Annotated in this window: 12 protein-coding genes; all 12 read right to left on the reverse strand. The window is 42.2% G+C overall.

All coding sequences use genetic code 11. The features are described from left to right. Positions 1-22 precede the first annotated feature (22 nt). Positions 23-1,000, reverse strand: a complete 978-nt coding sequence (locus AFK25_RS11290; RefSeq protein ID WP_026011508.1) for an electron transfer flavoprotein subunit alpha/FixB family protein — start codon at positions 998-1,000, stop codon at positions 23-25. A 16-nt stretch (positions 1,001-1,016) separates the two neighbouring features. After that, positions 1,017-1,790 carry an electron transfer flavoprotein subunit beta/FixA family protein gene (locus tag AFK25_RS11295; protein ID WP_009361802.1) on the reverse strand — a complete coding sequence of 258 codons (774 nt, stop codon included), beginning with the start codon at positions 1,788-1,790 and terminating at the stop codon, positions 1,017-1,019. Between the two features lie 15 nt (positions 1,791-1,805). Next, entirely contained in the window at positions 1,806-2,573 is a 768-nt protein-coding gene (locus AFK25_RS11300; RefSeq protein ID WP_009361803.1) for an enoyl-CoA hydratase, read from the reverse strand. Between the two features lie 36 nt (positions 2,574-2,609). Beyond that, positions 2,610-3,191, reverse strand: coding sequence for a fatty acid metabolism transcriptional regulator FadR (locus AFK25_RS11305; RefSeq protein WP_035065436.1), 582 nt, complete (start codon positions 3,189-3,191; stop codon positions 2,610-2,612). A gap of 96 nt (positions 3,192-3,287) precedes the next feature. After that, on the reverse strand, positions 3,288-4,964 hold the full coding sequence (locus AFK25_RS11310) for a long-chain-fatty-acid--CoA ligase (RefSeq protein ID WP_035065433.1): 1,677 nt from the start codon (positions 4,962-4,964) through the stop codon (positions 3,288-3,290). A 190-nt stretch (positions 4,965-5,154) separates the two neighbouring features. Further along, complete coding sequence (locus AFK25_RS11315) at positions 5,155-5,562, reverse strand: DUF350 domain-containing protein (protein ID WP_009361806.1); 408 nt, start codon at positions 5,560-5,562, stop codon at positions 5,155-5,157. Positions 5,563-5,573: 11 nt separating this feature from the next. Then, positions 5,574-7,919, reverse strand: coding sequence for an endonuclease MutS2 (locus tag AFK25_RS11320; RefSeq protein ID WP_035065426.1), 2,346 nt, complete (start codon positions 7,917-7,919; stop codon positions 5,574-5,576). Between the two features lie 19 nt (positions 7,920-7,938). Further along, positions 7,939-9,648 carry a DNA polymerase/3'-5' exonuclease PolX gene (gene polX, locus AFK25_RS11325; protein ID WP_019416736.1) on the reverse strand — a complete coding sequence of 570 codons (1,710 nt, stop codon included), beginning with the start codon at positions 9,646-9,648 and terminating at the stop codon, positions 7,939-7,941. Positions 9,649-9,697: 49 nt separating this feature from the next. Further along, complete coding sequence (locus AFK25_RS11330; RefSeq protein ID WP_009361809.1) at positions 9,698-10,237, reverse strand: CvpA family protein; 540 nt, start codon at positions 10,235-10,237, stop codon at positions 9,698-9,700. Next, positions 10,230-10,505, reverse strand: coding sequence for a cell division protein ZapA (gene zapA / locus AFK25_RS11335; RefSeq protein ID WP_026011506.1), 276 nt, complete (start codon positions 10,503-10,505; stop codon positions 10,230-10,232). Before zapA ends, AFK25_RS11330 begins: the two co-directional genes overlap by 8 nt. A 118-nt stretch (positions 10,506-10,623) precedes the next feature. After that, positions 10,624-13,746, reverse strand: coding sequence for an efflux RND transporter permease subunit (locus AFK25_RS11340; protein ID WP_035065423.1), 3,123 nt, complete (start codon positions 13,744-13,746; stop codon positions 10,624-10,626). Continuing rightward, complete coding sequence (locus tag AFK25_RS11345) at positions 13,743-14,189, reverse strand: MarR family winged helix-turn-helix transcriptional regulator (RefSeq protein ID WP_255571826.1); 447 nt, start codon at positions 14,187-14,189, stop codon at positions 13,743-13,745. The genes AFK25_RS11340 and AFK25_RS11345 overlap by 4 nt, the downstream gene beginning before the upstream one ends. Between the last annotated feature and the right edge of the window lie 253 nt (positions 14,190-14,442).

Here is a 14,442-nt window from a genome sequence, read left to right on the forward strand (position 1 = left end):
AGGCAAAGCATCATGCTCTGCCTTATGAATGTACTTTTAACTTTTTAAACTCCTCAATTAAAAGCGGAACGACTTCAAATAAGTCACCGACGATGCCGTAGTCTGCTACTTTGAAAATATTTGCTTCTGGATCTTTATTAATCGCTACGATTACTTTCGAGTTAGACATACCTGCTAAATGTTGGATAGCCCCAGAAATCCCGCACGCAATATATAAGTCTGGCGTAACGACTTTTCCCGTTTGACCGATTTGAAGAGAATAATCGCAATATCCTGCATCGCATGCTCCACGCGATGCCCCAACCGCACCGCCAAGCAAGTTGGCTAACTCTTTCAACGGCTCGAATCCTTCGGCACTTTTGACGCCACGGCCCCCAGCAACAATCACCTTCGCTTCTGACAAATCGACACCTTCCGCTGTTTTTCGTACAACATCACGAACGATTGTGCGTAAATCTTTTATATCTACTTGCACGTCAACAACTGCACCTGTGCGCGTTTCATCTTTCTCAAGTGGAGCAATGTTATTCGGACGAACGGTAACAAACATGAAACCGTCTGTAACAATTTTCTTTTCGAACGCCTTACCAGAATAAATTGGTCTCGTAAAGACGATATTTCCTCCCGTTTCTTCCACAGCAACAACGTCGGACACGAGACCAGACTGCCATTTTGCAGCAAGTTTTGGCGATAAATCTTTCCCAAGCGCTGTATGTCCGAATACAATTCCTTCTGGCTTCTCTTGCTCGACAACCGCTTGCAATGCTTGAGCATAACCGTCTGGTGTATAAGCCGCTAATTTTTCATGCTCGACAACAATGACACGGTCTGCACCGTAAGCAATGAGTTCATTCGCTAATGAGCGAACGCTCGCTCCGACAACGACAGAAACAACCTCTCCGCCTTCCGCGATCGTTTTCGCCGCAGCAATTGCTTCAAATGATACGTTGCGCAACGCTCCGTCGCGCACTTCTGCTAATGTTAACACTTTTCTTGCCATAATCCCCATCCCCCTATTAAATAACTTTTGCTTCTGTATGAAGAAGTGAAACGAGTTCTTTTACTTGCTCCGAAATGTCCCCTTGTAAAATTTTCCCCGCTTCTTTTTTCGGCGGCAAAAAGATTTCAATCGTTTTCGTTTTCGCTTCGACATCATCTTCTTCTAAATCCAAATCATCAAGCTCTAATTCCTCAAGCGGTTTCTTTTTCGCTTTCATAATCCCCGGCAATGATGGATAACGTGGTTCATTTAAACCTTGTTGTGCCGTCACTAATAACGGTAACGATGTTTCAATCACTTCTTCGTCCCCTTCAACATCGCGCACCACTTTCACATTACTTCCATCAATTTCTAATTTCGTAATTGTTGTTACATAAGGAATGCCTAACAATTCCGCAACGCGTGGGCCAACTTGACCGGAACCACCGTCAATCGCTACGTTTCCTGCTAAAATTAAATCGGCTTCTTTATCTTTTAAATATTCCGCAAGCACTTTTGCCGTTGTATATTGATCGCGGTTTTCTACATCATCTTCAATGTTAATAAGCACCGCTTTATCTGCTCCCATCGCAAGTGCTGTGCGAAGCTCTTTTTCCGCATCTTCGTTTCCAACTGTAACGACTGTCACTTCTCCACCGTGTTGATCGCGTACTTGAATGGCTTCTTCAATCGCATATTCATCGTACGGATTAATGATAAATTCCGCACCTTCTTCACTTACTTTCCCATTTTGAATCACAATTTTTTCTTCCGTATCAAACGTACGTTTCATTAATACGAAAATATTCATGTTTCTCTCCCCCTCTTATTTTCCTCGGAACTGTGGTGTCCGTTTCTCAATAAATGCAGAAATGCCTTCTTTCGCATCTTCCGTGACAAATACTTGCCCAAAAAGCTGCGCCTCTTTTTCCACACATTCGTGGAACGTTTTTGTTCTTGCCTCATTAACAAGCTGCAATACCGCTTGAACAGAAATCGGGCTCTTTTGTGCAATTTTTTGTGCAAGTTGCTTTGCTGTATGAAGCAACTGTTCTTCTGGCACCGCTTGATTTGCTAGCCCCCATTGAACCGCTTCTACTCCTGTCATCGGTTCGCTTGTCCACATCATTTCTAACGCTTTTGCCATACCGACATGGCGTAACAAACGCTGCGTACCTGCAAATCCAGGAATAATGCCAAGCTGTAATTCTGGCAAACCAAGTTTGGCCGTTTCAGATACGATGCGCAGATGGCAACTCATAGCCAACTCTAACCCTCCACCAAGTGCAGCACCGTGAATGGCCGCAATAATCGGTTTTGGAAACTGTTCAATCTTCTCCATCACTTGTTGCCCTGCACGAGCGAGTTCAGCTGCTTGTTCGCTCGCATCAATTGCTGTAAATTCTTTAATATCCGCACCAGCTGAGAAAAATCTTCCTTCCCCATGAAGAACAATCACGCGTACTTGATCATCTTCTTTTAATGCATCAAGCCGTTCTGAAAGCTCTTTCAAAACAGAAGAGGCTAAGGCATTGGCTGGCGGGCGATGAAATGTCAAAATCGTCACATACCCCTCTTGTTGAACGGAAAACATGTTCCCCCTCCTTCGTATATATCGGAAGGTTGTTGTTTATACACAACAACCTTTCGTTACCAATTGATGAACCGGCTTTGCTAATGCGACAAGATCATATTTTTGCTCATTCATTACCCACGTTGTCACCATTTCGTCAATGGTTCCGAAAATCATTTGACGCGTAAGGCGTACGTCTAAATCTGAACGAAATTCCCCTTTGCCAATCCCTTCTTGTACAATGCGATCAACTACTTTTAAATATCCTTTCAAAATTTCATTAATTTTCAGACGTAACGATTTATTCGATTGACGAAGTTCCAATTGGGTAACGATTGCTAAATGCGGATCTGCCGCTAACATTTGAAAATGTTTTTGAATCAACAAGAACAATTTCTCCGACGGACTCGAAATTCCTTCTATTTCTTCTTCAATTTTTTCAATGAAATAGCCCATTTTTTCTTGAAACAACGAAATTAAAATATCTTCTTTATTTTTAAAATACAAGTAGATTGTACCATCCGCTACACCTGCTTGTTTCGCAATTTTTGAGACTTGAGCTTGATGGTAGCCGTTTTCAGCAATGACGATCACAGCTGCATCAATAATTTGTTTAAACTTCGGTTTATCGCGTTTCAACTTTGCATTCTCCCTTTCAAAAATATGAATGAACAATCATTCATATTTTTATTTTAAAGAGAGGCCAAAAGCGTGTCAAGAAAAAACGTACAAAGGTTATTTTTGCTTTTCTTTTTCTTCTTCAACAAGCGCACGGCGCAATATTTTCCCGACTGCTGTTTTTGGCAATTCTTTTCTAAATTCATAAATGCGTGGCACTTTATATGCCGCCAATTTACTTCTCATAAATTGGTCAAGCTCTTCTTCCGTGCACTGTTCCCCTTCTTTCATCACAATAAACGCTTTTACCGTTTCACCGCGATAAGCATCAGGTACACCAATGACGACCGCTTCTTGCACTTTCGGATGTTCATACAACACTTCTTCTACTTCGCGCGGATATACGTTATAACCGCTTGCAATAATCATATCTTTTTTCCGATCTACAACAAAGAAATATCCTTCATCGTTCATATAGCCTAAGTCACCTGTATATAACCATCCGTCCCGAAGCGTCGCAGCCGTTTCTTCTGGACGATTCCAATATCCTTTCATCACTTGCGGTCCACGAACAACAATTTCTCCGATTTCATTCACATTTGCTCGTTCGCCCGTTTCTAATGAAACGATCATCGCCTCTGTATCTGGCCAAGGTACACCGATACTTCCTTTGATTCGTTTTCCATCCCAAATAAAATTAGAATGCGTCACCGGAGAGGCTTCTGTTAAACCGTATCCTTCAATAATTTTTCCGCCTGTTACCGTTTCGAATTGTTCTTGCACTTCAACTGGAAGTGGAGCTGAACCGCTAATGCATATTTTAATCGATGATAAGTCATATTTTTTCAAACTCGGGTGGTTCAGTAGCGCGATGTAAATCGTTGGCGCACCCGGAAATAGCGTTGGCCGCTGTTTTTCGATCGTTTTTAACGTCGTTTCGACATCAAACTTTGGCAATAAAATCATTTTATATCCTTCCATAATGGATAAGTTCATGACCGCAGTCATCCCGTATACGTGGAAAAACGGAAGCACTCCGAGAATCGATTCGTTGCCACGTTCACATTTATACATCCATTTAGCGCACATGAGCGTATTCGCTGTTAAATTATAATGTGTAAGCATCGCTGCTTTCGGAAATCCTGTCGTCCCCCCTGTATATTGAAGCAGCGCAACATCTTCGATCGGATGAACGTCCACTTTTTGTACTTTTCCACTTGCTAGCGATAATGCTTTCGTAAATAAATGGCAATTCCCTTCATGTTTGACGCGCACAATCATTCCTGTTTGTTTCTTTTGTACAAACGGATATAATACGTTTTTCGGAAACGGCAAATAATCTTTTATGCTTGTAATGATCATATGTTCAACATTTGTATGCGCTTTCACTTTTATGATTCTCGGATAAAGTAAATCAAGAGCAATAATGATTTTTGCACCGCTGTCATTTAACTGATATTGCAACTCCCGTTCGGTGTATAGCGGATTTGTTTGTACAACAATGCCACCTGCAAACAAAACGGCATAATAGCTAATGACCGCTTGAGGGCAGTTTGGCAACATAATCGATACGCGATCGCCTTTTTCTAAACCGAGCTGCTGTAAATACGACGCCAACTTCAATGCTTGCTCATATATTTCTTTGTACGTCAACTCCTTTCCTAAAAAGTGAATCGCTGTTTTGTGCGGAAACTGCTCCGCTGCTTCTTGCAAAAATTGTTGCAACGGCTTGCGCGGATAATCAATCGAATGAGGAACTTGCTGAGGATATAACGCTAGCCATGGTTTCTCCATTTTGTTTCCCCCTTTTTCTATAAGATTATTTATATTTTATAATATTTTCTGAAATTTTTGTATCAAAAAATAAAAAGGTGCCTACTGACACCTTTTATGCAAAAAATGTGAGGTATATGACACCTATAAGCAAAAACACACCGCACAATACAAGCAATACTTTCGCTAACGTTTCCATTTCTTTCTCCTCTCACCGTATACTTGCTCCGATGACAAACGACAAACCGATAGAAATGACCATCGAAATAAATCCTACCGCGCGATTATCGTTGGCAATTTCGTCGTCAATGTTAAACTTCGGTGTTAAAAACTCATAAATAAAATAACCGACTAACAACAAGACAAAGCCATAAATCCCCCAACCGATCATCGTTAACAGTGAATCGTGATGATCGATTGAATAACGAAAAATATTCGCAATACCAAATATTTTTCCGCCTGTCGCCATCGCTACCGCCATATTTCCTTTTTTAATTTCTTCCCAATTTTTATATTTCGTCACAAGCTCAAAAATGGCTAAAAATAAAACTAAACATAAAATGACGACACTAAAATTGGCAGCAATATGAATCATCTCATTTTCCCAAAAAGCGCTCATAGTTCCTCCCGTCACTGTAATTCGACAATGGTGACGCCTGTTCCCCCTTCGGTCGCTTCACCAAACCGAATGCTTTTCACCGAACGATGATTTTGCAAATATTGTTGCACTCCTTTTCGAAGTGCGCCTGTTCCTTTTCCGTGAATAATGGACACGCGTGGGTATCCTGCTAATACTGCGTCATCAATATACTTTTCAACGCGAAGCAACGCATCTTCATATCGTTCACCACGCAAATCTAGCTCAAGCGGAACGTGATAATCGCGTCCTTTCACCGTCGCAATCGGCTTTGTCTCCATTGGTGTTGGACTGCTTACATACTGCAAATTTTCTTCATCCACTTTCATTTTTAAAATACCGATTTGCACAAGCCACTCTTTATCGGATACTTTCTCAATCAACTGCCCTTTTTGATTGAGATGAGTGACTTTCACTTCATCACCAGGTTGTAAAGGTTGCTTTTCTTTTTGCACTCGCTTTTTCTTTTTCGTGTCGATTTGCGGTATAGCTTCTTCTAGCTTTTTACGCGCAGCGATGAGTTCATGTTCTTTCATCGCGATCGCTTGTTGTTTTTGCATCTCGCGAAGGTTTTGAATGACTTCTTCTGCGGTTTTCATCGCTTTTTTCACAATGAATTCTGCTTCTTCTTTCGCTTTTTCTAGCAAATGATCGCGTTGTTCATGCCATTCGTTCCACTGCTGTTGTAATTCGTTTCGCAGTTGTTCCGCTTCTTGACGAAGTTTTTCTGCTTGCTCCCACTCTTCTTCTGCCCGCTTTTTGCTTTGCTCTAGAGAAGCAATCATATTTTCGACTTCATTGTTTTCCGCACTAATATACGTTCGTGCGCGCGCAATAATATGTTCATCTAATCCGAGCCGTCGAGAAATATCAAGCGCATTGCTTCGACCAGGAATACCGATCAATAGTTTATACGTCGGACTTAACGTTTCGATGTCAAATTCAACACTTGCATTTATCACACCACGACGATTATAGCCATATGCTTTTAATTCAGGGTAGTGCGTTGTCGCTACCACTCGCGCACCACGGTTATGCACTTCATCTAAAATAGCAATGGCTAACGCTGCACCTTCTTGTGGATCCGTTCCTGCACCAAGCTCATCAAATAAAACGAGGCTATGCTCGTCCACCTGTTTTAAAATCTCAACAATATTGACCATATGAGAAGAAAACGTACTTAAACTTTGTTCAATCGATTGCTCATCTCCAATATCGGCATACACCGAACGAAATACGGCCAGCTGCGATCCGTCTAAAGCGGGTACTTGCAATCCAGCTTGCGCCATGACAGTAAACAAGCCAATCGTTTTTAACGTGACCGTTTTTCCTCCTGTATTCGGTCCTGTAATTACCATTGTCGTATAGTCGCTCCCTAGTTCAATATCGTTTGGAACGACTTGATCAGGTGGAATAAGCGGATGACGAGCTTGAATGAGGCGAATATATCCACGCTCATTGATCGCTGGCTTCGTTGCTTTGATCGCTTTAGCGTATTTTGCCTTAGCGAACAAAAAGTCAAGCTGTGCGAGCAATGCCACGTTTTCAACAATCATTGTCGCCTGCTCTCCCACAGAGGCAGATAATTCACTTAAAATCCGTTCAATTTCTTGTTTTTCTTTGACACGCAATTGTTGCAGTTCATTGTTTAATTCTACAACCGATTGCGGTTCAATAAATAACGTCGCGCCCGATGAGGACTGATCGTGTACAATGCCGCCATACGTATGGCGATATTCTTGTTTGACCGGAATGACGTACCGATCGTTACGAATCGTAATTATCGCATCAGACAATGTTTTTTGAGCCGATGATGAGCGAATAATACTTTCTAACTTATCGCGCACTCGCCCTTCAATCGTGCGTAGTTGGTGGCGCAACGAACGAAGCCGATCGCTTGCTTCATCAAGCACTTCCCCGCTTTCATCAATACAGCGATATATATGTTGCTCAAGCTCAACAAGCGGAACGATTTGCTCGGCATATGCCATCATATGCGGAAGCTCTGCCTCGGTCCCTTCTAAAAATTTTTTCAACTGCCGTGCTGCTCGCATCGTGCTTGCGATATCAAGAAGTTCATGTGGGCTAAGCGTTCCCCCGATGCTTGCACGCTTCGTTTGTGGACGTACATCAAATATGCCACCTAGCGGCACGTGGCCGCGCAAACGAAGAACCGTTGCTGCTTCATCTGTTTCTTCTTGCCAACGCACAACTTCCTCAACAGATGATGACGGCATAAGCGCCACAACTTTTTCTTTTCCTAACGAGGAAGACGCATATTCCGCAAGTTGTGCTTTTACTTTATCAAACTCAACAATGTGTAACGTTTTTACGTGCACAAAGTAACCCTCCTGCTGTTTATTTTCGCAAAAAAGACATGAGTTGGTCGATATCCCATGTATTTATGACCGTTTCTTTGCGAATCCACCCTTTACGTGCGAATGCAACACCGAGTTCCATATCATCCAACATACGAATATTGTGTGCATCCGTGTTAATCGCAATTTTGACACCAAGCTGTTGCGCTTTTTGTAAATAGGTGTACGTTAAATCGAGGCGATGTGGATTGGCATTTAGTTCTAGCACCGTATTTGTTTCTTTCGCAAGCTGTAACAATTGTTCTATGTTTACAGCGTATCCGCTTCGCTCGCCAATTAACCGTCCAGTCGGATGAGCAATCATATGAACGTATGGATTCATTAGCGCTTCTTTTAGACGTTTCATTATCGTTTCTTCTGGTTGTGAAAAAGCGGAATGAATGGAAGCGATGACAAAATCAACAGTTTGTAATATATCATCAGAAAAATCTAACGTTCCATCTGGTAAAATATCCATTTCAATGCCAGATAAAATAACAAAGTCATCGTATTGTTCGTTCAGGCGAGCAATTTCTTCTTGTTGCCGTTTTAATCGTTCGACAGTTAACCCATTTGCTACTTTTAAAAACTGCGAATGATCGGTAATCGCCATATAACGATACCCTTTTTTGCGGCATGCTTCCGCCATTTGTTGAATCGAAAACGCACCGTCGCTCCATGTCGTATGCATATGTAAATCGCCGCGTATATCGGATAAAGAAAGGAGCGGCGTCCCATCATATGCATCGACTTCTTGTCCACTTTCACGCAGTTCTGGAGGAATAAACGGCAAATGAAAATGAGCAAAAAATTGCTCTTCTGTCGCAAACGTTTTCACTTCACCTGTTTGTATATGCTCGACGCCGTACTCGCTAATTTTTTCACCACGTTCTTTCGCTAACTGACGCATGCGCACATTATGATCTTTTGAACCAGTAAAATGATGAAGCGTCGTAGCAAAATGTTCAGGAGAAACGATGCGGAAGTCAACATTGACAACATACTCATACGTTAACTGCAACGATACTTTCGTTTCACCGTTTGCAACAACGTCATGAATATGTTCAAGTTGCAACAACTGCTCACGAACAAGCGAATCATCGTTTGTTGCAATAATAAAATCTAAATCTTTTATTGTCTCGCATACACGGCGCAAACTGCCCGCGCGCGAAAACTGAACAATCCCTTCCATCTTCGCAAGCTGACGTTCGACATCTAAAGCCACTTCAAGCATAAACGCAATCGGCAACCGCTCAGGGCGCGCATGGAGATTAGCGAGCGCAGCTAAAATGTTTTCTTCTGTTTTTGCGCCAAAACCGCTTAATTGTCGCACGCGTTGAGCTAAACATGCCTCTTTTAATGTTTCGATATCGGTCACGCGTAACTCATGATACAGCTTAGCAATTTTTTTCCCGCCAAGTCCCGGCAATTTTAAAAGCGGAAACAATCCTTCAGGAATTTCTTTTTTTAACTGTTCAAGCACATCGCTCGTTCCTGTCTGTAACCATTGTTGTAAAACGGCTGCTGTTCCTTTCCCAATGCCTGCAATCGATGTAAAATCAGCAATATCTGTTAAGGCGCGTTCATCTCGTTCTAACGCTGAAGCTGCTTTGCGAAAGGCGGACACTTTAAACGGATTTTCTCCTTTGATCTCCATATATAAAGCGATTGTTTCAAGCAAACGAATCGCTTCTTTTTTACTTTTTTCCATTTTATTCCCTTCCTTTCGACGAAAAAACTTCTCTCAAACGGAGAAGTTTTTACGCCATATATTGCACGAGCATATGCTTCACAAAGTCGGATAAAATCGGTGTATGCTTGACGATTAAACTAGCGATAAATGAGTCGTGGAGCGGTTGTTGAATCGCAGCCACAGGAACAAGGGCACTCACGTATAAAAGCACGAATAAAAGCAAATACACTTCCATAAATCCAAGCGCCCCGCCTGCCCAACGGTTTACGCTTTTTAAAAGCGGCAACTGTGCGACGAAGTCTAACATTGAACCGATCACTTGCATCACGATTTTCGTAACAAAAAACAAAACCGCAAAGGCAATCGCACGATAATATGCTTCATCTAAATTGGTGCTTTCAATGAGCAATTTCATCGCCTCACCATCGCCGAAGCTCGGATACGGCACCCACAACTTCAGCCGTGGCGCTAGTTGGTCGTAATATTTATACGCAACGATAAACGCGATAAAAAAACCTGTCATATGAATAAATTGCAAAATAAATCCTCGTTTCAATCCAATCATTAGACCCATGAGAAGGATGAAACAAATGAGCAAATCAATCATCGCTGTCATCATCCTTTTCTTTATTCATTTTTCGCAAAAGACGATCGTATTCATCTTTTAGTTTAATATATTCATGAACGATATTGACAGCCGTTAGTACGGCGAGCTTACTCGTATCAAGCGTCGGATTTTTCGCACTAATTTCACGCATTTTGTCATCAACAATTGACGCAACGAGACGAATGTGACTTGAACTTTCTGTTCCGACGATCGAATATTGTTGCCCGTATATATCTACTGTAATGCGCGTTTTTTGCTGCTCCTTCAAACCGTTTCCCCCATTCATCCGATCTCCCGTTTCGGCAAAATTCTACCTTTTATCTTACCACGACTTGCAGATATATGAAAAGGTATACGAAAAGAAGAGCGGGCATCGACACCCGCTCTTACTTCATAAATGGCCACCAATTCGCCCGTCCAAACGTTTTCGCCATCACCGGAATAAATAACGGCAAAACGATCAGCGCATATAAGAAAAGGCCTGTTAAAATAATTGTCGCAATTTGCAATAATGATAGCACACCTGATGGATACATCGCCGCAAACGTTCCTCCTAAAATGACCGCTGCGGAAATAATGACTGTTCCCATGTGACGCATCGCTTCAAGCATCGCTTCTTGAACAGTTTTGTCGCGATATTCATTAAAGCGATCCATTAAGAAAATGCTATAGTCAATGCCAAGCGCCATTAAAATAACGAACGCAAAAAACGGAACAGCCCAGTTCACTCCTTCATATCCAAGCATATTGACAAATACAAGTTCGGTGAATGCCATCGACGTATAATACGTTAAAATAAGCGATAACATTAAGTACGCCGGCATAATGAACGAACGAAGGAGAACAATTAAAATAATCGCAATCCCTATAAGCATAAATAATGACGTGCGCGCATAATCGTCGGCAGAAACGTCGCGTAAATCTGAGTATATGCTTGTCACGCCACCAACGCCTACTTTCGCATGTTCAAGTTTCGTACCGTTCACTGCCCGAGCGATCGCTTCTTTCACTTCTGCGATTTTTTCCATCGTTTCTGTTTCATATGGATTGGACGAAAAAACAACGTCGAACGTCACTACTTTTCCGTCTTTCGACATATACGCTTCCTTTGCTTGAGCAAATTCCTCGCCCGTTAACAATTGTGGCGGCATATACCACCCTGCCATTTCTTCATCTGGTGCATTCGCTAAGTCAGAAACGTACTGCTTTGCAGACTGTAGTCCACTTTCTACTTGTCGCAATCCATCGACGCTTTGATTTAATCCCGAGATGAGTTGATCCATTTGGCCATTGAGTTGTGAAAAACCTGTAAGCAATTGCTGTTGTCCTTCATTTACTTTCGCTAGTCCATTTGTCACTTCTGGCAATCGTTGAACAATTTGTCCTTGGCCATCTGCCGCTTGCTCTAATCCTAATCGAAGCTTTCCGAGTCCAACGATGACTTCATCCATTCCATTCACGAGCGCCTGTTGTCCATTTGTTACTGTCGCAAACGATTCATTCGCTTGTTGCAAACCGAGTTGAATTCGTTGTAGCGCATCATTCACTTGAACAAACGCATAAGAGAGTGTATTCATTTGCACACTGATTTGCTCAATCGCTTGCTTCACATGTGCATACTCCGCGTCTTCACGCAAACTCGCATGCCGTTCTTCCATACGATTCAGCGACTGAGAAAGAAGAGGCAATTGTTTGGCAATCGCAGTAAGTCCTGCTTCCATTTGTTTATATTGTTCGCTTAGTTGACGCAATCCGCTCGTTGCTTGCTCATATCCGTTTCGTAACTCATTCGCTCCATCATGCAGCTTTTTCATATTCATTTGTATCGTCTGCAATCCTTTTTCTAAATCAGCCGCACCGAGCGCTCCACTTCGCACGCCATCTTCTAATTGCTTCAATGCTTGTTGTAAATCGTTCATTCCCGTTTTCAACTTCGTCGTTCCGTTGACGAGTTCACGAATGCCGCCCGTTGCCTGCTCGAGTTTCGGGGCTGACTTGGCCATTTCACTGCTCGCTTCGCTTAAACCGGAACGAATTTGTCCGATGCCGTCTGCTCCTTTTCCTAATCCATCTTTTAACTGTTCCGCTTGCTTTGTCACAAACAATTGATCGATCGGCTCTCCAAGTGGGCGCGTCACCGAACGAACAGCGTCCACACCATCAATATTTGCAACTTCACGGCTAATTTTTTCAATTAAGTAGTAATATTGCTCGTCATTCATCGCTTCGTCGTTTTTCATGACGATTTTCGTAGGCATCGCTTCCCCTTCGCTAAAGTGAGAAGAAATGATGTTGAACGCTTTGACGGAAGGATAACGATCGCCAATTTCCGCCATCGAGTTAAAAGAAAGTTTGCTATCATACGTAAATAAAATCGGCAACGTAATGATAGCTACGATCACGAGCGCCCATAGTGGTCGTGCGAAAGAAAAGCGACCTGCCACATCCCATAATTTGCTCGGCTTATGTTCAAGTGCACCTTTCATTGGCCAAAACAGCTTTTCGCCAAGTGTAGCCATAAAAAACGGCACAAGCGTAACAAGCGCAACAAGTAACACAACGACACCAACCGCAACGGCGGAGGCGGACTGATACAATTTAAACGTCGATAATCCAATCGATGCGAAGCCGATCATCACCGCCAATCCGCTAAAAATAACCGTTTTTCCTGCTGTTTTATACGTTGCGATAATCGCTTCTGTCCGGTCTTCTCGTTTCGCTAGTTCTTCTTTAAAACGGCTAAGCAATAAAATGCAATAGTCTGTGCCAATCCCGAATAAAACGGCGACTAAAAACGTTTGGGTAAATGTAGAAAGCGGAAAATCGACGCGGTCGACGAGAAAAGCGACAATCGATTGCGACACAACATACGTCAATCCGACCGTTAACAACGGCACAAACGGAGCGACGAGCGAACGGAACACAAGAAATAAAACAACTAAAATAAAAACAACGGTAATGCCTTCTGTTTTTTTCAACCCTTCTTGTGAACTTTGTACAACATCTTCATCAATCATCCAACTACCTGTGTAATAGTGCGGCACATCAATATGCTCGATCGCCTCATAAAGCGCTGTGCTTATTTCTTTTGCTGTACGTTTGTTTCGTTCTAATTGAAGCGAAATGAGTGCCGTTGTTTCATCTTTTGAAACGAGCTTTTCTTTTAGCGTGCGATCATCAAGTGGCGAAACGATTTGCATTAAACCGAGCGATTCTTTTTTCGCCTTCAGTTGCTCTACAGCTTTCTCGATTTCTTTCCAATCTTCATCTTGCAAGCGATCTTTTCGATGAAATACGAGAACAGCGCTCATTTCCCCTTCTTTCTTTTCTTGTTTTTGTACTTCTTTTAGTAGCTCGCTAGCAAGCGAAGACGAGTAGCCGTCTGGAACGGTAATTTGCCCCTTTTCGCGCACAAGTTCCCCCATATTCGGTGCAGTCATCATCAGTACGACGGCTGCTAACATCCAAAGAAGCAAAACGGCCCACTTTCCGCGAATGATCGCTTTCATTTGCTTTCCCCCATTTCTTGTAAAATCATCGCTAGCTTTTCATACGTTTGAATAAACTGTTCAATTTCTTCATGTGAAAGTTTCGTCATAATTGCTTCCACAAGTTCATACACGTTTTGTTCTGTTTCTTCAAGCCATTTCCTTCCCTTTTCCGTCAGCGAAAGCGCAATAACACGACGGTCGTCTCCCCCTCTCCCTCGTTCAATCATTCCTTTTTCAACAAGACGATTTGTCATCGCAGTAATGGCGCTTTTATTCACCGCAAACACGTCCGCCAATTCCGTTGATGTGCATACTCCTCGCTTATATATGTAGCGCAATAAATAATATTGATCGTGCGTCACATCATCTAACTCACATTTCATCAGCGCCGCCCCTCGTTTATTCACGAGAAACGAAACGGACAAATAGCGCTCAATCAATTGTTGTATGCTTCTCTCCAACACTTCATGCCTCCTGTCAAAATAGTTCAATTGTTTAACTATTTAATAATATAACTATGAAATACAAAACAGTCAATGATGAAGGGATGGATGATATGGCTCTGTTTTTTAATTCAATCGTAAAAATATATTAAAAAATTTCAATAAAATTCCCGTGTTGCTTCAACTAACACCACGGGTTAATGAATTAAAAGTAACTATTCAGTAATGTGTTGCCAAGTAACCGTACGCAAATACAAAAATAAAAATAAAG

Origin of the sequence: Anoxybacillus gonensis, assembly GCF_001187595.1 — a bacterium.
Taxonomy (GTDB): domain Bacteria; phylum Bacillota; class Bacilli; order Bacillales; family Anoxybacillaceae; genus Anoxybacillus; species Anoxybacillus gonensis.